Source organism: Devosia sp. (genome assembly GCF_028290645.1).
Taxonomy (GTDB): domain Bacteria; phylum Pseudomonadota; class Alphaproteobacteria; order Rhizobiales; family Devosiaceae; genus Devosia_A.
Genome location: NZ_JAQGJL010000134.1, coordinates 1 through 17362, shown reverse-complemented (window position 1 = coordinate 17362; position 17362 = coordinate 1). Strand labels below are relative to the sequence as shown.

Here is a 17362-nt window from a genome sequence, read left to right as displayed (position 1 = left end):
GAGGCGGCGTTCGAACTCGGTGCGGCGGCCCGCCTCGGCCGACATCAGCCGACCGCGCCAGGCGCCGCGCTCGTTGGCCGAGCGGGTGCCGGCGGCACGCCAGATCTCGAGCGTTTCCGCGGGGATCTCGAATGCCGGATAGTCGATGCCGAGCGCCGCCTTGGCGCCGGCAAGTTCCTCAGCACCAAGCGGCGAGCCGTGCACCGCGTGGCTGCCAGCCTTCTTGGGGGCCCCGAAGCCGATGGTCGTCTTGGCGGCGATCAGCATCGGCTTGTCGGATTTCCGCGCCGCGAGGAGCGCGGTTTCGATCTGCTCCTGGTCGTGGCCGTCAATCTCGATGGTGTTCCAGCCCACCGCCTCGAAGCGGGCGATCTGGTCGGTCGAGTCGGCGTTGGAGACGGCGCCGTCGATGGTGATGTTGTTGTTGTCCCAGATGACGACGAGCTTGTTGAGCTTGAGGTGCCCGGCCAGCGAGATCGCCTCCTGGCTGATGCCCTCCATCAGGCAGCCGTCGCCCGCGACCACCCAGGTGTAGTGGTCGACGAGATCGGAACCGAACTCGGCCGCGAGCTTGGCCTCGGCAATGGCGAAACCCACCGAGTTGCCGAGGCCCTGGCCAAGCGGTCCCGTGGTGGTCTCGATGCCGGGGGCGAAATGATATTCCGGATGGCCGGCGGTCTTCGAGCCGAGCTGGCGGAACTGCTTCAGCTGGTCGATGGTCATCTCCTCGTAGCCGAGCAGATAGAGCGAAGCGTAGAGCAGCATCGAGCCATGGCCGGCCGAGAGGATGAAGCGGTCGCGATCGGGCCACCAGGGGTTCTTCGGATCGAACTTCATTACCTTGGTGAAGAGCACCGTGGCGATATCGGCAACGCCCATCGGCAGGCCCGGATGACCGGAATTGGCTTTCTCCACCGCATCCATGGCGAGGGAACGGATGGCATTGGCCATGTCGTTGGCTTGGGCGGAGTTGGTCATCGGAGTGCTCTCGGCTTAGGGGAAGAAAGCCCGCAAAACCGGGCGCCTCGAACCCTCCAGCCGAGGCGGGTTGAGGCTTAGCAGGTTCCTTTGACCTGTCAATGTCGCCTGCCGGAGGGGGGCGTTGCCACGTCACGCAAGCTTTGCGCTATAGTGCCAAGTGGAATCGCCCTTTTCCGCGATGGGGGTCGGAATGACCGAGCACAGCTCCGAGGATGGATACGAAGCCGCCGCCAGCCGGCTCGACAAGGCGTTCGGCCGGCTCGAGGCGAGCGTCCGCAGCCTCAATGGCCGGATGCGGGCGCATAGCCGGATCGAGTCCGATACTCAAAAGCTCCTGAGCGAACGCTCGCGATTGGCGGCCGAGCTGGACAAGGTCAGCGCCAGGGCAAAGCGCCTCGACGACAGCTCCGCCGAAGTGGCGCGGCGGCTCGTCGTCGCCATGGAAACGGTGCGCGAAGTGCTGGCGAAAGAGGACAGCTGAGATGCCCGAGGTCAATGTCGACATCAACGGCCGCAAGTACCGCATGGCCTGCGAAGAGGGGCAGGAGCAGCACCTGCTCAGCCTCGCCGATCGCTTCAACCAGCATATCGAGCAGTTCAAGGGCACGTTCGGCGAGATCGGCGACAACCGACTGACGGTGATGGCCGGGATCGCCGTCATCGACGAACTCGGGGAAGCCGAGCGGCGCATCGCCGAGCTGAAACAGGACGTCGCCAACCTCACCCAGGCCGGCCAAGCGCTGACGCAGGAGGCCGAGGAGCTTGAGAGGCGGTTCGCCAAGCGGCTGAACGAGGCGGCCCGCAAGATCGAGGCGATATCGACAGCGATTGACGAGACGGGTGCGGCGGCCGGCGCCTAGTTCTTCCTGACGATGCAGGACCCCCCGGCGGCCTGCAGCCGGGCGCAGAGTTCGTCGGCTTCGGCGCGGTTCTGGCGCCCGATCATCGCGTAGTGCCGAAGCCGCGGGCCGAAGCTGGGGTTGCGCGCCATCAGCAGCATCAGCTTCTCCTTACCGAGGACCTTGGGATAGGCGGCCTGCACTCGCTCGAAGCGCCGGATGGCGACGCCTTGCGAGAAATTCTGCGCCACCAGCACGCCCCACGGCATCCACTCACCGGGCTGCCGATCCATACTGGGGACACGTTCGACCTCGGCCATCTTCACGCAGGCATCGATGAACGGAGTGTCCTTGCCCAGGGCGTAGTCGACTTCGGGTGGAGTCTCGGCGAGCCAGGCGTCGGCATCGCGGCCGGTGATCAGTTCGACATAGTAACGCGTCTCGGAGGGCAGGTAACCGCCGGCCGCTACATAGCGCGAAGTGCGGCCTTCGCCGCCGTTGTAGGCCGCCGCGGCGAGGCCGAGATTGCCGTATTTGTCGGTGAGGAAGCGCAGGTAGTCCGCCGATTTCGCCAGCGCCTCGGTGGGGTCGAAGGCGTTGCGAAGGCCGCGCAGGCGAGCCGTCGAGGGGATGAACTGGGCGATGCCCTGCGCGCCGGCGGTGCTCAGCGCGAACGGGTCGAAATGGCTCTCCTGCCAGATCAGCCGCGCGAAATAGCCGGCAGGCAGCGACTCGCGCCAGGCGAACACGGCGATGGCGCCGCAGGTATCGCGAAAGAACTGCTCCTGCCGGATGCACACGGCGGTCCATGAGGGGGCTCCGGGGTGGGCGGAGTAGCAGGAGCGGAGTTTCTCCGGCTCGGCGTCGGGCACGGCAGCCTCAGCGGCGCAGCGTCCCGCCGCGATGGCAATTGCAAGGCAGAGGCCGATCAGGTGTTTGCCGCGCATGGTGGGAGGCTAGCACAACGGAGCAAGCGAACAATTGGCAAAGTTTGCCAATCTTTGCTAGGTTTGCGCCAAAGGAGATTTTCCATGGCCACAATGAATGTATCGCTGCCCGGCAAGATGAAGGAATGGGTGGAGAAGCAGGTCGCGACGGGGCGTTATGCCAATGCCAGCGACCTGATCAGGGACCTCATTCGCGAGGACCAGGAGCGAGCAGCAGCAACTGCCGAGCTCAACATCCTCATCGAAGAAGGGTTCAACAGCGGCGTGAGTGATCGCACGATGGAGGATATCCGGCGCGATGTGAAAACCGAGCTAGCCGCGAGCCGCAAGCGTGCGTCATAGACTTTCCCGTCGGGCGGACCGCGACGTCGAAAGTCTCTATCGCCGGAGCATCGCCGAGCACGGCGAAGCACATGCCGACCGGTATTACGATGGCTTGCTGGACAGCTTTCGCTGGATAGAGAACCATCCGCTGGCAGCCCGGGAACGCACTGAGCAGGGCAGGAGCGTCCGAATTCACCACTATGGCGTCCACGCGGTGATCTACTCGATCCTGGCGGACGACACGATCTTGATTGTCCGCGTACTTCACGGTCGCCAGGACCTGCGCCGGGGGCTCAGGCCTTAGCCACTGAATGCTGTGCTCGCAGCGTCGCACGGGAAAAGGAAAGAACCGCTTTGCGCCAACGGTATCGCCGCCCTATATTGAATGCGCTGCCCGGTGCGTGTTGGATCTTATTTCCCTGGGGCCGTACTGATCCTTAAGGGAGCTGTACCTGACCGGACCCGTGGGTTCGGACATACGGCGCCCACCTACGTAAGTAGGTTCCCAGGATCTGTATCCCACGGCCAGGGCGGCACCTGAATTCTCGCCAGAAAGCCCGATGAGCGACGTAAAGATCGAAGAGGCGAAAGCGGCGCTCCGCGCCATGGCGCACAAGAAGCGGGCGGCGTTCCATCCGTCCATGCGGCTCGAAGCGGCCCAGGCGGCGGCGGGGCATTTCTTCCAGGGCGTACCGATCGAAAAGGGCGAGGTGGTCGCCGGCTATTGGCCGATACGCGACGAAATGGACGTGAAAACCGTGATTGCCCGACTGATGGATGCCGGCCAGCCGGTCTGCCTGCCGGTTGTGCTGGGCGACGAGGAGCCGCTCGAGTTGCGGCTCTGGGAAGATGGCGCGCCGCTCTATGAAGCGGGCTTCGGCACCCTCGCCCCCGCCGAGGAAGCGCCGCGGGCAGCGCCCGACGTGATCCTCATGCCGCTGCTCGGCTTCGACAAGCACGGCACGCGGCTTGGCTATGGTGGCGGCTACTACGACCGCACGCTGGCATCGCTGGCGCGACGCCCCCGGCTCATCGGCTTCGCCTTCGCGTTGCAGGAAGTGGACCACATCCCGCGCGATGCGCACGACGTGCCGCTCGACGCGATCGTCACCGAACAAGGCGTTCGCAACTTCGAAAAGGCGCCTGCTTCGTGAGAGTCCTGTTCCTCGGCGACGTGGTCGGCAAGTCCGGCCGGGACGCCGTTTCCGACCGCCTGGCCGGGCTGGTCGACAAGCACAAGTTCGACTTCGTGGTGATCAACGGCGAGAATGCCAGCCACGGGCGCGGTCTCACCGAGGGGCATTTCGCCGAGATCAAGGCGGCCGGCGCCGATGTGGTGACCCTCGGCGACCACGCCTTCGACCAGCGCGACACGCTGATCTATATCGAGCGCGAGCCGACGCTGCTCCGCCCGATCAACCTCGCGCCGGGGACGCCGGGGCGCGGCGCCAACCTCTACGAGAGCCGCAACGGCCACCGGGTGCTGGTGATTAATGCACAGGGCCGGGTGTTCATGGACCCGGTCGACGACCCGTTCCGAGCGGTGGAGACGGCCGTCGCGGCCTGTCCGCTGGGCGAGCAGGCCGATGCCATCATCCTCGATTTCCATACCGAAGCGACGTCGGAGATCCAGGCCATGGGGCATTTCCTCGACGGCAAGGTCAGCCTCGTCGTCGGCACCCACACCCATATCCCCACCGCCGACCACCGCATCCTCAAGGGCGGCACGGCGCTGATGGCCGATGCCGGGATGTGCGGCGACTATGACTCGGTGATCGGAGTCGAAGTGGATGAGCCGCTCAACCGCTTCCTCACCGGCATCGCCAGAAGCCGCTTCACCCCCGCCGAAGGCGAGGCGACGCTGTCAGGCGTCGCCTTCGAGACCGACCCCAAGACCGGGCTCGTCAGCAGGCTGTTTCCGGTGCGGGTGGGCGGATCGCTGGCGCAGGCCGAGCCGGCGTTCTGATGACACCGGCCGGCGGCGGACTTTGCGACCTGACTTCACAAGCCGCTGCGATTTCACTATAAGCGCGGCCACCCAATTCAGCCTCAAGACACGAAGGGTGACCGCATGGCCGGCCATTCGCACGCCAAGAACATCATGCACCGCAAGGGTAAGTCCGACGCGGCGCGCTCCAAGGTGTTTTCGAAACTCGCCCGAGAAATCACCGTGGCCGCCAAGCTCGGCGTGCCCGACCCGGCGTTCAATTCGCGCCTCCGCCTTGCGGTGTCCAACGCCCGCGCGCTGTCCATGCCGCGCGACAACATCGAGCGCGCCATCAAGAAGGCGAGCGGCGCCGACACCGAGAACTACGAAGAGATCCGCTACGAAGGCTACGGCCCGGGCGGCGTTGCCGTGATCGTCGAAGCGCTGACCGACAATCGCAACCGCACCGCCTCGAACGTACGCTCGACTTTCTCCAAGAACGGCGGGGCCCTGGGCGAAACCAACTCCGTCGGCTTCATGTTCGACCGTGTCGGCGAAATCTTCTACCCGGCCACGGCCGGCAGTGAGGACAAGGTGATGGAAGCCGCCATCGAGGCCGGCGCCGACGATGTGGAGAGTGACGAAGAAGGTCACTGGATCTACACCTCGTTCGAGAACATGAGCGAAGTCGCCGCCGCGCTGGAGAAGGTGCTGGGCGAGCCGGAATCGGCCAAGTTCGTCTGGAAGCCGCAGAACAGCGTGCCGGTCGATGCCGAAAAGGGCGGGACGCTGCTGAAGATGATCAGCCTCCTCGAGGAGGATGACGACGTGCAGAACGTCTACACCAATTTCGACATCAGCGATGAGGACATGGCCAAGCTCGACGCCTGATCAGGCCGCTGCCGCCGGCAGCGTCTCGTAGTGGTCGATGGACGAGACTGCGGTGCAGTTTCGTCCATTCTGCTTTGCGGCATAGAGCTGCTGGTCGGCGATCCGGAACAGCTCGGTGAAGGGCAGGTGGCGGTCGAATACCGCCCCGCCGACGCTCACCGTCAACTGGTGCGGCTTGCCGTCTGCAGCGAACGCGGCCTCGTGCACCGCGAGGCGGATGCGTTCGGCGACGGCCTCGGCGATGAGCTCGGTCGTGCCGGGCAGGTAGACCGCGAATTCCTCGCCGCCGATCCGCCCTACCAGGTCGGCGGCGCGCAGCACGCTGCGGATCGAGAAGGCGATGATCCGCAGCGCCGCGTCGCCGTGCTCGTGCCCGAACGTATCGTTGATTGCCTTGAAGTTGTCGGCATCGATGACGAGCAGCGTGCCGCGCATGCCGCCGTCCGAGAACCTCGCATCGGCCATCGTCTCCTCGACCTCGCGGGTGAAGGCGGCGCGGTTCAGCAGGTCGGTCAGGCTGTCGGTCGCGGCGTGGCGGCGCAACAGCTCGTGGGCGATCGCAAGCTCACGGAGCTTGCTGAGCAGGTAGAACAGGAGCGGGATGGCGAGCGCCATCGGCACCAACACGTCCACGGCGATTGCACGGCGAAGCGCTGCAGGGCTCAGATTGGGGAAGTTGAAGGAATCGACGACCAGCGCAACCGCTACGCAGCCGAGCGTTCCGAGCGCCGTCCAGAGATAAACGCGGCCCCTGCCGGTGGGCGGAAAATCCATCGCTCGCGTCCTCGGCACTCCTGCGCACAGGTAGCGAGACTAAACGGCGCGGGTTGAGACCGCCTCAAGCCGTCCGGTTGGATTTTATCGATCGAACCTATTCCGGTATATCGTTTCCGTTTCGTTCACAAAACCCTTGGTAGGCTAGGCGCCGTGTCCTAAACCTCGGCAATGGCGGAAACTGTGCGAATCATCGGGATCGATCCGGGGCTCAGGCGCTGTGGCTGGGGGGTTATCGAAAGCTCCGGCAACCGGCTGGGTTTCGTTGCCTGCGGTACCGTAACTCCCCCGGTGGAAGGTTCGCTGGCCGACCGGCTGGTCGAACTGCATCGCGGCATCGTGGCCGTGCTCGACGAATATGCACCCGAGGAAGCGGCGGTCGAGGAGACGTTCGTCTCCGCCGGCGCGCGTTCGGCGCTGCAACTCGGCCAGGCCCGCGGCGTGGTGCTGATGACGCCGGCGCTGCGCGGCCTGCCGGTAGGCGAGTATGCCGCCAACCTCATCAAGAAATCGGTGGTCGGCACCGGCCACGCCGAGAAAGCCCAGGTGCAGATGATGATCAGGATCCTGTTGCCCACGGCCACCTTCAAGGGCCCCGATGCCGCCGATGCGCTCGCCATTGCCATCTGCCATGCGCACCACCGGGCCATCCGCAAGCTTGGCGTGCCGGCATGATCGGCAAGCTCAAGGGTCTCGTCGACGGGTTCGGCGACGATTTCGTCCATCTCGACGTCAACGGCGTCGTCTACGAGACGTTCTGTTCGTCCAAGACACTGGCGGCGCTGCCGCAGGTCGGCCACGCGGCGGTGGTCCATACCGAGATGATCGTCCGCGAGGACATGATCCGGCTCTACGGCTTCTTCACCGAGGCGGAGAAGGCCTGGTTCACGACGCTGATGACGGTGCAGGGGGTGGGCAGCCGCGTGGCGCTTGCCATCCTATCCGTGCTCACCCCGTCCGAGCTGGCGAGCGCCATTGCATTGCAGGACAAGGCGATGGTCGGCCGCGCCAACGGCGTCGGGCCGAAATTGGCCGTGCGCATCGTCACGGAACTGAAGGGCAAGGCCCCGGCGGGCGCCATCGACGCGGGCGTGCTCGGGCTGCAGGCGGCGCTGGGCGAGGGGGTCGCGGCGGGTAACGTCTCGGATGCGGTCTCGGCGCTGACCAATCTCGGCTACTCGAGCGCACAGGCCTCGGCCGCGGTAGCTCGGGTGGTGGGACGCGAGGGCGATGGGGTGGCGACGGACAAGCTGATCCGGCTGGGGCTCAGGGAATTGAGCAGTTGATCCTTGCGCGGCAGGCTATTCCTTACTATTGTGCCAAGGTAAGGAGATCGTGCCATGGCTGGGAAATCTGCTTCTGCAAGGACTAGATATACAGGTAAGGTAACCAGCAAGGGGCAAACCACCGTCCCTAAGGAAGTGCGGGATTTTCTCGGCCTGGAAGAGGGATCGCAGATGGAGTGGATCGTGGACGATGGCAAAGTCACGGTGAAGCCGCGGAAACTGCGGGCAATCGACTTGGACGGCATTCTTGGACCGCCGCCCAGCGGGGACACGCATGTTACGGTTGAGGAGATGAACGAGGCAATTGGTGCAGCCATCGTTGACCGGTACGAACGTTCACTGAAGCGATGATCGGCGTAGACACGAATATTCTGGTGCGGCTGTTCGTGCCAGTTGAGCCTCAACGTGAGGCTTCCATAGCGTTCTTCGCCAAGCGTTCGTCTGCCGACCCGGCTTACGTCTCGCTCTTGGTTGTGGCCGAGTTCGCCTGGGTGTTGCGGCGCAGGTACAAGTACGACTTCGGCCAAATCGCTCAGGGCATCGGATGGATGCTCGACTCCGATGATTTCGTGCTCGAGAACCGCGATCTCATTGAGTGGGCGCTCGCCAATTTCACGCGGGCGCGGATCGATTTCTCAGACCTGCTGATCGCCCGGGCGGGGGAACTGGCGGGAGCATCGCGAACGGTCACCTTCGACGTCGCCGCCGCGAAATATGTCCCCGGCATGGAACTCCTCAAGTGACCGATCTCAGCTCCGCCCATGCCGGTCGCGACGACCCGCTCGACGTCTCGCTCCGTCCGTCGGGCTTTTCCGAGTTCATCGGGCAGGCCGAGGCACGGGCCAATCTCGAGGTGTTCATCAAGGCGGCGAAGCACCGGGGCACGGCGCTCGATCACGTGCTCTTCGTCGGCCCGCCGGGGTTGGGCAAGACCACGCTGGCGCAGATCGTGGCGCGCGAGCTCGGGGTAGGGTTCCGGGCGACCTCGGGGCCGGTGATCGCCAAGGCGGGGGATCTCGCGGCGCTCCTCACCAATCTCGAAGAACGCGATGTGCTGTTCATCGATGAGATCCACCGGCTCAATCCGGCAATCGAGGAAATCCTCTATCCGGCCATGGAGGATTATCAGCTCGATCTCCTCATCGGCGAGGGGCCTGCGGCCCGCTCGGTGCGGATCGACCTCGCCAAATTCACGCTGGTCGGCGCTACCACCCGCGCCGGTCTGTTGACCACGCCGCTGCGCGACCGCTTCGGCATCCCGATCCGGCTGAATTTCTACACGCCCGAGGAACTGGTGAAGATCGTCGAGCGCGCGGCGCGGCTGCTCGGCGTCGGCATGGCGCCGGACGGGGCAATGGAAGTCGCCCGCCGATCGCGCGGCACGCCGCGCATTGCCGGCCGGCTGCTGCGGCGGGTCACCGATTTCGCGCTGGTCGACGGCGCCAGGGAGATCACCCGCTCGGTGGCCGACAAGGCGCTGCTGCGGCTCGACGTCGATGCGCGCGGCCTCGACCAACTCGACAGGCGCTACCTCAGGACCATCGCCGAGTTCTACGGCGGCGGGCCGGTCGGGATCGAGACCATGGCCGCGGCGCTGAGCGAACCGCGCGACGCGCTCGAGGAGATCGTCGAGCCCTACCTGATCCAGCAGGGCTTCATCCAGCGCACCCCGCGCGGCCGCATGCTGACGGCGCTGGCTTTCCAGCACCTCGGCCTCAGCCTGCCGCAGGGGTTCGTGGGGATGCAGGGGAGCCTGTTCGAGGAGGGGGAGGAGTGAGCGACGGCCGCCAAATGATCAGCTACGACACGCCTGCCGGACGCTTCAATTTTCGCGCCGCCGCGATCATCCTGCGGGAGGGGCACGTACTTGTGACTCGCGGTGTACGGGAAACGGTTTGGTACCTACCGGGCGGACGGGTCGAATGGGGCGAATCCACTCGAGAGGCCGTCGAGCGTGAGATCGTCGAGGAGCTTGGCACGCAAGGCGAGATTGGTGATCTCGCCATCGTCCTCGAGAACTTCTTTGCCCTTGACGGGCAGCGCTGGCACGAGCTGGCGTACTACTTCTCGGCCAGTCTGCCGGAGAGCTTTCCGTTTCGCGTCGATGGCGAGGTCTGTCATCGTAGCCTAGATGGCGTTGGCGAGATCGAGTTCAAATGGGTGAGAGCTGAGGCCGAGATGCTCCGGGCCAGCAACTTTAGGCCAGACGCCCTGTGCGACCTGATTTCCGCCACATCAAGCCCGGTCCGGCATCTCGTGTGGTCGGAATGACGATGTCAGACCCCAGCCACTTCACCGTCCGGGTCTACTACGAGGACACCGACTTCTCCGGTAACGTCTACCACGCGGCGTACCTGCATTTCTTCGAGCGGGCGCGGACCGAGTTCCTGCGCGAGCGCGGGGTGCACCACTCGGAACTAGTGAAGGACGGGATCGCGTTTGCCGTGCGCTCGATGACCATCGACTTCAAGGCGGCGGCGCATATCGACGATCTGCTCGAGGTGAGTACCCAGGTCGCCTCGATGACTCCGGCGCGGCTCAACCTCGTGCAGTCGATCGCCCGCGACGGGGTCGAGATCACGCGGGCCGAGGTGCAGGTGGTGGCGATCAAGACCAGCGGCGGGGTGGCGCGGATGCCGCGCGATCTGGCCGAATTGTTCAAGCCATAGAGAAGGCCGCCGGTTGCCCGGCGACCCGAGGATTTGCCTGCGGCTGCGGACCTACATCGCGGCGGGGGTCACCTGGCCACGGATCTCGCCGTCGGGGAACTTCTCCGTATGGAGGTTGATGTACCACATGCCACCCTGCAGCTGGGTGATCTGCTCGTCGGTCAGCGTGGTGCTGCCCTTGATCGGGCTGGTCAGCGGATCGGCGAAGGGCACGACCACCGGGGCGTTCGCGCCAACCGCGGCCGGGCCGTGGAAGTGGGCGGCGGTCACGGCGCCGCTCAGGCCTTCATAGGTCACGTTCCAGGTGAGCTCCTTGCTGACGGTATCGAGCGTGACCTGGGCCTTTCCGGTGCCGGTCGAATCGGTCGGCGGCACCACCTGGGCGGCGTTGAGGTCGGCGGTGAAGTTCACCGTTGCCGCGAACGCCGGCATCGCCGAGAGGGCGAGTATCGCCGATGCTGCGAGCAGGCTGCGTGTCAGGTTGAGATGCATGGGGATCTCCCTTTTCGTTGTGGTAATGGATCGCCGCGAACCCCCGAACGGCGACCAACGAACAGAACGCGCCGGCAGCAAGACAGTTGCGCTGCCCCGGCACGCCGGCGCCGGCGCGCCGACCGGGCGATCCCTTTAGTTCGCGGCAGGCATGACCTGGCCGCGGATTTCCCCGTTGCGGAACTTCGCCGTGACGATGTTGAAGTACCACTGCCCAGCCCGCAATTGGTCGAGCTGGGTGTTGCTCAGGGAGGCATTGCCCGCGATCGGGTTGCGTAGCCGTTGCTGGACGGGGAGGACTACCGGGGCGCTCTCGCCTGCCGCGGCCGGGCCGTGGAACTGGGCCCCGGTCACGTCCCCGCTCAGGCCCTGGTAGGTGACGTTCCAGGTAAAGAGCCCGGTGGCGTTGTCGTACGTGGCTTCCAGCTTGCCGGTGCCAGTCGAATCCGTCGGTGGCACCGCTGCGGCGCCGTTGAGATCGGCGGTGAAGGTCACGGGTGCCGCGCCTGCCGCCGTCATCGAGACAGCGAGAACTGCCGTGGCCGCGATTACGCTGGGTTTCAGGTTGAGATGCATTGGGGGGCTCCTTTCGTTCATGCAATGGACGGACACCCGAAGCCCCCGGCCGAGCGGCCAACAGAGCAATGCCCAAGCCGCCAAGCAGTTGCGCTGCGCTCATCTGCCGCGATCAGGCAAGTGCAAAGAATCGCTTTGTTAACGTTTGCTTGACCATAAGTAAGGCAGTGCACCGGGGACGTGGCCAAAGGTCCGGGAATCCGGGCTTTTCTCTTAAATTTGACAAATTTGAACCGCATCGACCCGACGATCAGGTTTCGGTTGCCGGGGCCGGACTGAGAAGGACCCTTATATGGAAGCCATGGATGCCGTCGGCACGGTTGCTCCGCATGCCGACCTTTCGATCTGGGCGCTGTTCTGGCAGGCTGATCTCGTGGTCAAGACGGTGATGATCGGGCTCCTCGCGGCCTCGGTCTGGTGCTGGGCGATCATCGTCGACAAGTCCATGCTGTACGGCCGCGCCAAGCGTGAGATGAACCGGTTCGAGCGGGTGTTCTGGTCGGGCCAGTCGCTCGAGGAACTCTACCAGCAGATGAGCGAGAAGCCGGCCATGGGGCTGGGCGCGGTGTTCGTCGCGGCGATGAAGGAATGGAAGCGCAGCCACGAGCAGAACGCCTCGTCGTTCGTGGGCGTGCAGGGCCGGCTCGACAAGGTGCTCGACGTAGCGATCAGCCGCGAGAGCGAAAATCTCGAGAAGCGCCTGGGCTTCCTTGCTACCGTGGGCTCCGCCTCGCCCTTCATTGGCCTCTTTGGCACGGTATGGGGAATCATGAACGCATTCACTGCCATCTCGGCCGCGTCCAGCACGAACCTCTCGGTCGTCGCCGGGCCGATCGCCGAAGCGCTGTTCGCCACGGCGCTCGGCCTGCTCGCCGCTATTCCGGCGGTGATCGCCTATAACAAGCTCTCGGGTGACGCCAACAAGCTGATCGGCCGGCTCGAAGGGTTTGCCGACGAGTTCTCGACCATTCTCAGCCGGCAGCTCGAAGCGCGGGGTGCCCGCTGATGGCGATGGCAGTTGCAGGCGGGGGTGGCGGCGGCCGGCGGCGTGGCCGGCGGCGCGGTGGCGGCAACAAGCCGATGAGCGACATCAACGTGACCCCGATGGTCGACGTGATGCTGGTGCTGCTGATCGTCTTCATGGTGGCAGCGCCGCTGATGACGGTCGGCGTGCCGATCGATCTGCCGCAGACACAGGCCAAGCAACTCAACACCGAGCAGAAGCCGATCACCATCTCGGTCACCAATGCGGGCGCCATCTTTCTGGGCGACGAGCCGGTGACCATCGACGACCTCACGACAAAGGTCGCGGCGGTGGCCGTCAACGGCACCGAGGACCGCATCTATGTGCGCGGCGATCTTGCCGCCAATTACGGCTCGGTGATGCAGGTGATGGGCGCGCTGTCGGGCGCCGGATATTCCAGGATCGGCCTCATCACGGAACAGGCCCAGCAACAGGTCCAGTGAGCTGATGCGCACCGGGTTCACGGTCTCCACCATCGCGCATGCCGGACTGATCGTTCTCGCGATCGTCGGCATCGGCATGGGGCGGCCGCTGGATGCGACGCCGGTCGAATCGATCGCCGTGGACCTCGTGCCGATGTCGGAGTTCTCCAACATCCGCATGGGCTCGCTCGACAGCACCATCGTCGAGACCGAGACGCCGGCGGTAGTGCCCGACGTCAAGCCCGCCGAACTGGCGCAGCCGACCGGCAATACGCAGGAAGACCAGCCGACACCGCAGGATAACCCGGACCCGACGCCCGCCCCGACCGAGAACACGGCGCCCGCGCCGCAGGCCGCAGCCGAGCCCACGCCGCAACCGGAGCCCGAGGTGGCGCCGGCCCCGGCCGAACGTCCGGCAGTCGAGCCGCCGCCGGAACCGGTCGCGGAGCCGCCGCCCGAGCCGGTTCCCGAACCGACCCCGGTCGCCACGCCCGAAGTCACGCCCGATCCCGCCGAGACGGCGCCGACGCCGAGGATGCACACCGCCTCGCTCGACCAGAAGCGGGCCGAGTTCAAGCAGCAGCAGGCGGCCGAAAAGCAGAAGCAGGCCGAGGACAAGGCCAAGGCCGAAGCGGCAAAGAAGAAGGCCGAGGAAGAAAAGAAGCGCAAGGCGGCCGAGGAAAAGCAGCGCATCGAGCAGGCCAATGCCGACGACGCGGCCAAGGTCGCCGACGAGGTCGCCAACCTCATCAACAACGAAGAGTCGCGCGGCGCCACCACCGGGGCAGGGGGCGAGCCCACCCTCGGCAAGGAAGACGGCCGCTCGGCGACCCTCAGCCAATCCGAGATCGGCGCGCTGGTGGCGCAGATCCGCTCCTGCATCACGCTGCCGGCGGGAGCCGAGGATGCCGACGCACGCGCCGAGTTCACGTTCTCGATCGGCCCGGACGGCATGCTTACCGGGCAACCGCAGATGACGAGCTCGCCCGCCAATCCGATCGAAGATGCCTATGCCCGCGCCGTGTCGCGTGCGTTACAGCGCTGCGGCCCGTTCACGATGGCGATGGGCCAGGACGTCAGAGCGCAATTCGCAGCGCGGGAGTTCTGAGTGAGCTCTCCGCTATACAGAACCCATGGAGACGTAAGATGACCCTGATCACCCGGCGCAATGCGCTGAAACTCGGCCTCGCCGGTGGCGCTCTCGCGCTCGCCACCCCTTCGCAGGCCCTGGTCGAGATCGTCGTCACCGGCGGCAATTTCACGCCGCTGCCGATCGCCATCCCGGATTTCGCCTCGTCCGACCCGGCCTTCGGCGCCGAGATCGCCGAGATCGTGCGCAACAACCTCAAGCGCTCGGGGCTGTTCGTTCCCATGGACCCGGCCTCGCTGCCGATCCGGGTGGGCGACGTGACCAACGAGCCGGATTTTGCCGCTTGGCGCGCCGCCACGGTCGATGCGCTGGTGATGGGCTCGGTGGAGCGGGGCGCGGAAGTCTCGTCGCAGGTCCGCGTCTGGGACACCCAGGCGGCGGCGCAGGTGGTGGGCAAGTCCTATCGCACCGACGCGCAGAACTATCGCCGAATCGCCCACATCGTCTCCGACGCGATCTATGCCTCGCTCTCGGGCGGTACGGGCTATTTCGATACGCGGGTGCTCTATGTCGCCGAGAGCGGCCCCAAGGCCAACCGCGTCAAGCGCCTCGCCATCATGGACCAGGACGGCGCCAACGTGCAGTACCTGAGTTCGGGCAAGTCGCTGACGCTAGGGCCCAAGATCTCGCCGCGTGGCGACAGCGTGGTGTTCACCTCCTACGAGGACGGCAACCCGCAGGTCTACTATGCCGGGCTCGGGGGCGAATCGAAGAAGCTGATCAACGGCGCGCCGATGTCGTTCGCCCCGCAGTTCTCGCCCGACGGCACCAATGTGGTGTTTTCGGTCTCCAACGGCGGCACCACCAACATCTATTCGGTGGGCCTCGGCGGCAACAGTCCCACCCAGCTCACCAGCGGCGCGGCCATCGACACTTCGCCGTGCTATTCGCCCGACGGTTCACGCATCGTGTTCGAAAGCGATCGCGGCGGCAGCCCACAGATCTACATCATGGGCGCCGGCGGCGGCGGGGCGCAGCGCATCTCGTATGGCGAGGGCAGCTACTCGACCCCCGTCTGGTCGCCGGTGGGAGATCTCATCGCCTACACCCGTCAGTCGGGCGGCCAGTTCCACATCGGCATCATGAAGCCCGACGGCTCGGGCGAGCGCATCCTCTCCTCCTCCGGCCAGGTGCAGGAGGGCCCGACCTGGGCCCCCAACGGCCGAGTCATCGGCTTCTTCCGCGATCCGGGCGGCGATGCCGGCCCGGCCCTGTGGTCGATCGACATCTGGGGCCGGAACGAACTGTCGCTGCCGACGGAGTCGTTCGCCTCGGACCCGAGCTGGTCGCCGCTGAGGGGGTGATGGTCAGGACGGGGAGGCCCGGTGCGTGGGGACCCCGACCTGTCCTCTCCCCCTAAGAATGGGGAGGGAGACGCAAACACCGGGCGCAATGTTCTGGTCTCCCTCCCCAGTAGGGGGAGGGGACAGGGGTGGGGGTCCACAGCCACCGGCCTCTCGACTCCGTTCGTGTCCTCCCGGCAACACAACGGAAACCCCAGGAATTCAGCCACATTCGCGCCCCAATGACCAACAATTAACCAAGCGCGAAAACCCCGCCTTAAGATTACCAGCGGTAAAAATCACTCCTCAAATCCTTCCGATCAGGAGATCAACCCGGATGCGTTCTGTAACGCCCCTAATCGCCGTGCTGCGTGCTGCCGCGCTGGTGGTCCTCGTGGTCGCTGTGGCGGCCTGTTCACGCAATGGCGCTGGCGCTACCGGTGTCGGCAATCTCGGGCCCGGCGGCGGCGCCCCCGGCAGCCAGCAGGAATTCCTGGTCAGCGTCGGCGACCGCGTCTTCTTCGAGACCGATTCCTCGAACCTGACGCCCACCGCCATGACCACGCTGGACAAGCAGGCGCAGTGGCTCAACCGCTACACCAATTACCGCATCATGATCGAAGGCCACGCCGACGAACGCGGCACGCGCGAGTACAATATCGCGCTCGGCGCCCGCCGCGCCTCGATCGTGGTGAACTACCTGACCTCGAAGGGTGTCGACGCCCGGCGGCTCTCCTCGAAGTCGTTCGGCAAGGAGCGACCTGTGGCCATCTGCAACGATATTTCGTGCTGGTCACAAAACCGCCGTGCTGTGACGGTGGTACAATAGCTTGAGCGGGCTTCGGGGCGGAGACCGCGGCCACGCGGCATCTCGCGCGTAATCCCCGAAGCTTGTTCGTACTGGAGGCAAGAGCGCCGGGTGCCGCGTATTTGGGCCCGGCGCTTTCTTTTTGTCGAAATCCTGCGTTAATCGAGCGTCGTGCAGCCCTGCTGTCCCTTTCTGTACCCGACGGAGCATTGATGGTGAAACGCCCCCCAACGCGCGGATCGGCCTTCCGGCCCGCGTTTCTCGCGACACTGCTTGCCTCGGCGCTGGCCGCTCCCGCCCTCGCCGCCACCGGACCGCTGACGGTCGACCCCACGGCGCCGCTGCCGCCGAGGGCGATCGCCCAGACCCGCATCCACGTGGCGCAGAACCAGCAATCGAGCGCCGAGCTGCTGGTCCGCATCCAGGACCTCGAGGAACTGATCCGCACGCTCACCGGCCGGGTCGAAGGGCTGGAGTTCCAGCTCACCCAGATGCAGACGCAGCTCGCCAAGCAGACCGAGGACAACGAGTTCCGCTTCCAGCAGCTGGAAGGCGGTGCTGGGGGAAAACCCCAGGCGGCAGCGCCAACTGACGGCGCGACGCCGTCCGCCACGCTGCCGCAGACCCCGGCCCAACAAGCTCCCGCCGTCGCCGCTACACCAGAAGCGCCGGCCGCAGGCACGTCGATCGACAACCTGCCGCTGGCCGACCTCAATGGCGAGCCGATGGACAGCCTCGGCGATTCCGCCGACCCGCTGCTGAAGGGTGGCATCGACCAGCTCGGCACGGTGCCCGAGGACCAGCTCAGCATCGACGCGGCGCGGCCGCTCGATCTGTCGCTGGGCGGCGGCAAAATCTCCACCGGTGACGCCAAGGCCCAGTACGAGGCGGGGTACGACGCCATCACCCGCGGCGACTACGCCTTTGCCGAGGACCAGTTCCAGCAGTTCGTGGCGCTCTATCCCGACG

General features: G+C 65.7%; 24 protein-coding genes, 1 other RNA gene and 1 pseudogene. 21 read left to right on the top strand and 5 right to left on the bottom strand.

All coding sequences use genetic code 11. The features are described 5' to 3' along the window. A partial coding sequence (locus tag JWQ89_RS07825; RefSeq protein ID WP_299639862.1) for a 1-deoxy-D-xylulose-5-phosphate synthase N-terminal domain-containing protein occupies window positions 1-978 on the bottom strand: 978 nt, incomplete at its 3' end. A gap of 193 nt (window positions 979-1171) precedes the next feature. Here JWQ89_RS07825 and JWQ89_RS07820 point away from each other — a divergent pair. Next, complete coding sequence (locus tag JWQ89_RS07820) at window positions 1172-1462, top strand: DUF4164 family protein (RefSeq protein WP_299639860.1); 291 nt, start codon at window positions 1172-1174, stop codon at window positions 1460-1462. Between the two features lies 1 nt (window position 1463). Continuing rightward, on the top strand, window positions 1464-1841 hold the full coding sequence (gene zapA, locus JWQ89_RS07815) for a cell division protein ZapA (RefSeq protein WP_299639857.1): 378 nt from the start codon (window positions 1464-1466) through the stop codon (window positions 1839-1841). Here zapA and JWQ89_RS07810 read toward each other — a convergent pair. Next, window positions 1838-2767, bottom strand: a complete 930-nt coding sequence (locus tag JWQ89_RS07810; RefSeq protein ID WP_299639855.1) for a lytic transglycosylase domain-containing protein — start codon at window positions 2765-2767, stop codon at window positions 1838-1840. The two genes, zapA and JWQ89_RS07810, sit on opposite strands and share 4 nt — an antisense overlap. An 84-nt stretch (window positions 2768-2851) precedes the next feature. Here JWQ89_RS07810 and JWQ89_RS07805 point away from each other — a divergent pair, with 84 nt between their 5' ends. The 6 genes from JWQ89_RS07805 (at window position 2852) to JWQ89_RS07780 (ending at window position 5909) form a co-directional block, all read left to right on the top strand. Beyond that, window positions 2852-3109, top strand: a complete 258-nt coding sequence (locus tag JWQ89_RS07805) for a type II toxin-antitoxin system ParD family antitoxin (RefSeq protein ID WP_299639853.1) — start codon at window positions 2852-2854, stop codon at window positions 3107-3109. Next, window positions 3099-3395, top strand: a complete 297-nt coding sequence (locus JWQ89_RS07800) for a type II toxin-antitoxin system RelE/ParE family toxin (RefSeq protein WP_299639851.1) — start codon at window positions 3099-3101, stop codon at window positions 3393-3395. Before JWQ89_RS07805 ends, JWQ89_RS07800 begins: the two co-directional genes overlap by 11 nt. Before the next feature lie 80 nt (window positions 3396-3475). Continuing rightward, a non-coding RNA gene (ssrS, locus tag JWQ89_RS07795) (6S RNA) lies at window positions 3476-3632 on the top strand. 19 nt (window positions 3633-3651) lie between these two features. Beyond that, window positions 3652-4245, top strand: coding sequence for a 5-formyltetrahydrofolate cyclo-ligase (locus JWQ89_RS07790; RefSeq protein WP_299639849.1), 594 nt, complete (start codon window positions 3652-3654; stop codon window positions 4243-4245). Further along, entirely contained in the window at window positions 4242-5057 is an 816-nt protein-coding gene (locus JWQ89_RS07785) for a TIGR00282 family metallophosphoesterase (protein WP_299639847.1), read from the top strand. Before JWQ89_RS07790 ends, JWQ89_RS07785 begins: the two co-directional genes overlap by 4 nt. A 105-nt stretch (window positions 5058-5162) precedes the next feature. Continuing rightward, a complete protein-coding gene (locus tag JWQ89_RS07780) occupies window positions 5163-5909 on the top strand; it encodes a YebC/PmpR family DNA-binding transcriptional regulator (RefSeq protein ID WP_299639846.1) in 747 nt (248 codons plus the stop codon). On the opposite strand, the gene JWQ89_RS07775 is transcribed toward JWQ89_RS07780, so the two are convergent. Then, on the bottom strand, window positions 5910-6683 hold the full coding sequence (locus tag JWQ89_RS07775; RefSeq protein WP_299639844.1) for a GGDEF domain-containing protein: 774 nt from the start codon (window positions 6681-6683) through the stop codon (window positions 5910-5912). Window positions 6684-6854: 171 nt separating this feature from the next. On the opposite strand from JWQ89_RS07775, the gene ruvC reads away from it, so the two are divergent. Genes ruvC through JWQ89_RS07740 form a run of 7 tightly spaced genes read left to right on the top strand, consistent with a single transcriptional unit; the run spans window position 6855 to window position 10638 of the window. Continuing rightward, window positions 6855-7358: a crossover junction endodeoxyribonuclease RuvC gene (ruvC, locus tag JWQ89_RS07770; protein ID WP_299639842.1), complete on the top strand. Its 504-nt coding sequence runs from the start codon at window positions 6855-6857 to the stop codon at window positions 7356-7358. Beyond that, window positions 7355-7969, top strand: coding sequence for a Holliday junction branch migration protein RuvA (ruvA, locus tag JWQ89_RS07765; RefSeq protein WP_299639841.1), 615 nt, complete (start codon window positions 7355-7357; stop codon window positions 7967-7969). The genes ruvC and ruvA overlap by 4 nt, the downstream gene beginning before the upstream one ends. 54 nt (window positions 7970-8023) lie before the next feature. Then, window positions 8024-8320, top strand: a complete 297-nt coding sequence (locus JWQ89_RS07760) for an AbrB/MazE/SpoVT family DNA-binding domain-containing protein (RefSeq protein ID WP_299639839.1) — start codon at window positions 8024-8026, stop codon at window positions 8318-8320. After that, complete coding sequence (locus JWQ89_RS07755) at window positions 8317-8712, top strand: type II toxin-antitoxin system VapC family toxin (RefSeq protein WP_299639837.1); 396 nt, start codon at window positions 8317-8319, stop codon at window positions 8710-8712. The genes JWQ89_RS07760 and JWQ89_RS07755 overlap by 4 nt, the downstream gene beginning before the upstream one ends. After that, window positions 8709-9746 carry a Holliday junction branch migration DNA helicase RuvB gene (gene ruvB / locus JWQ89_RS07750; RefSeq protein ID WP_299639835.1) on the top strand — a complete coding sequence of 346 codons (1038 nt, stop codon included), beginning with the start codon at window positions 8709-8711 and terminating at the stop codon, window positions 9744-9746. Before JWQ89_RS07755 ends, ruvB begins: the two co-directional genes overlap by 4 nt. Continuing rightward, the gene (locus JWQ89_RS07745; protein ID WP_299639833.1) at window positions 9743-10240 is read left to right on the top strand and encodes an NUDIX domain-containing protein; all 498 of its coding nucleotides are present in this window, start codon (window positions 9743-9745) and stop codon (window positions 10238-10240) included. The genes ruvB and JWQ89_RS07745 overlap by 4 nt, the downstream gene beginning before the upstream one ends. 2 nt (window positions 10241-10242) lie before the next feature. Then, window positions 10243-10638, top strand: coding sequence for a YbgC/FadM family acyl-CoA thioesterase (locus tag JWQ89_RS07740; protein WP_299639831.1), 396 nt, complete (start codon window positions 10243-10245; stop codon window positions 10636-10638). Window positions 10639-10689: 51 nt separating this feature from the next. On the opposite strand, the gene JWQ89_RS07735 is transcribed toward JWQ89_RS07740, so the two are convergent. Continuing rightward, on the bottom strand, window positions 10690-11130 hold the full coding sequence (locus JWQ89_RS07735; protein WP_299639829.1) for a CHRD domain-containing protein: 441 nt from the start codon (window positions 11128-11130) through the stop codon (window positions 10690-10692). A gap of 135 nt (window positions 11131-11265) precedes the next feature. Beyond that, window positions 11266-11706 carry a CHRD domain-containing protein gene (locus JWQ89_RS07730; RefSeq protein WP_299639827.1) on the bottom strand — a complete coding sequence of 147 codons (441 nt, stop codon included), beginning with the start codon at window positions 11704-11706 and terminating at the stop codon, window positions 11266-11268. 301 nt (window positions 11707-12007) lie between these two features. Here JWQ89_RS07730 and tolQ point away from each other — a divergent pair, with 301 nt between their 5' ends. The 6 genes and pseudogenes from tolQ to JWQ89_RS07700 all read left to right on the top strand — a co-directional run. Next, complete coding sequence (gene tolQ / locus JWQ89_RS07725; RefSeq protein WP_299639864.1) at window positions 12008-12712, top strand: protein TolQ; 705 nt, start codon at window positions 12008-12010, stop codon at window positions 12710-12712. Continuing rightward, window positions 12712-13173 carry a protein TolR gene (gene tolR, locus JWQ89_RS07720; protein ID WP_299639825.1) on the top strand — a complete coding sequence of 154 codons (462 nt, stop codon included), beginning with the start codon at window positions 12712-12714 and terminating at the stop codon, window positions 13171-13173. Before tolQ ends, tolR begins: the two co-directional genes overlap by 1 nt. Before the next feature lie 4 nt (window positions 13174-13177). Then, window positions 13178-14260: a hypothetical protein gene (locus tag JWQ89_RS07715; protein ID WP_299639824.1), complete on the top strand. Its 1083-nt coding sequence runs from the start codon at window positions 13178-13180 to the stop codon at window positions 14258-14260. A 38-nt stretch (window positions 14261-14298) separates the two neighbouring features. Continuing rightward, window positions 14299-15606, top strand: coding sequence for a Tol-Pal system beta propeller repeat protein TolB (tolB, locus tag JWQ89_RS07710; protein ID WP_299639822.1), 1308 nt, complete (start codon window positions 14299-14301; stop codon window positions 15604-15606). Window positions 15607-15922: 316 nt separating this feature from the next. Then, window positions 15923-16414, top strand: coding sequence for a peptidoglycan-associated lipoprotein Pal (pal, locus tag JWQ89_RS07705; protein WP_299639820.1), 492 nt, complete (start codon window positions 15923-15925; stop codon window positions 16412-16414). A gap of 191 nt (window positions 16415-16605) precedes the next feature. Continuing rightward, window positions 16606-17362 (top strand): annotated as a pseudogene (locus JWQ89_RS07700) (hypothetical protein); the annotation flags it as partial.

Bases quoted from the DNA above. Each gene is read 5' to 3' on its own strand.
- JWQ89_RS07715 (WP_299639824.1), top strand. From the start codon at position 13,178: ATGCGCACCGGGTTCACGGTCTCCACCATCGCGCATGCCGGACTGATC.
- JWQ89_RS07820 (WP_299639860.1), top strand. From the start codon at position 1,172: ATGACCGAGCACAGCTCCGAGGATGGATACGAAGCCGCCGCCAGCCGG.
- ruvA (WP_299639841.1), top strand. From the start codon at position 7,355: ATGATCGGCAAGCTCAAGGGTCTCGTCGACGGGTTCGGCGACGATTTC.
- JWQ89_RS07760 (WP_299639839.1), top strand. From the start codon at position 8,024: ATGGCTGGGAAATCTGCTTCTGCAAGGACTAGATATACAGGTAAGGTA.
- JWQ89_RS07735 (WP_299639829.1), bottom strand. From the start codon at position 11,130: ATGCATCTCAACCTGACACGCAGCCTGCTCGCAGCATCGGCGATACTC.
- ruvC (WP_299639842.1), top strand. From the start codon at position 6,855: ATGGCGGAAACTGTGCGAATCATCGGGATCGATCCGGGGCTCAGGCGC.
- JWQ89_RS07730 (WP_299639827.1), bottom strand. From the start codon at position 11,706: ATGCATCTCAACCTGAAACCCAGCGTAATCGCGGCCACGGCAGTTCTC.
- pal (WP_299639820.1), top strand. From the start codon at position 15,923: ATGCGTTCTGTAACGCCCCTAATCGCCGTGCTGCGTGCTGCCGCGCTG.
- JWQ89_RS07755 (WP_299639837.1), top strand. From the start codon at position 8,317: ATGATCGGCGTAGACACGAATATTCTGGTGCGGCTGTTCGTGCCAGTT.
- tolR (WP_299639825.1), top strand. From the start codon at position 12,712: ATGGCGATGGCAGTTGCAGGCGGGGGTGGCGGCGGCCGGCGGCGTGGC.
- JWQ89_RS07780 (WP_299639846.1), top strand. From the start codon at position 5,163: ATGGCCGGCCATTCGCACGCCAAGAACATCATGCACCGCAAGGGTAAG.
- JWQ89_RS07775 (WP_299639844.1), bottom strand. From the start codon at position 6,683: ATGGATTTTCCGCCCACCGGCAGGGGCCGCGTTTATCTCTGGACGGCG.
- JWQ89_RS07790 (WP_299639849.1), top strand. From the start codon at position 3,652: ATGAGCGACGTAAAGATCGAAGAGGCGAAAGCGGCGCTCCGCGCCATG.
- JWQ89_RS07740 (WP_299639831.1), top strand. From the start codon at position 10,243: ATGTCAGACCCCAGCCACTTCACCGTCCGGGTCTACTACGAGGACACC.
- zapA (WP_299639857.1), top strand. From the start codon at position 1,464: ATGCCCGAGGTCAATGTCGACATCAACGGCCGCAAGTACCGCATGGCC.
- tolQ (WP_299639864.1), top strand. From the start codon at position 12,008: ATGGATGCCGTCGGCACGGTTGCTCCGCATGCCGACCTTTCGATCTGG.
- JWQ89_RS07810 (WP_299639855.1), bottom strand. From the start codon at position 2,767: ATGCGCGGCAAACACCTGATCGGCCTCTGCCTTGCAATTGCCATCGCG.
- JWQ89_RS07805 (WP_299639853.1), top strand. From the start codon at position 2,852: ATGGCCACAATGAATGTATCGCTGCCCGGCAAGATGAAGGAATGGGTG.
- tolB (WP_299639822.1), top strand. From the start codon at position 14,299: ATGACCCTGATCACCCGGCGCAATGCGCTGAAACTCGGCCTCGCCGGT.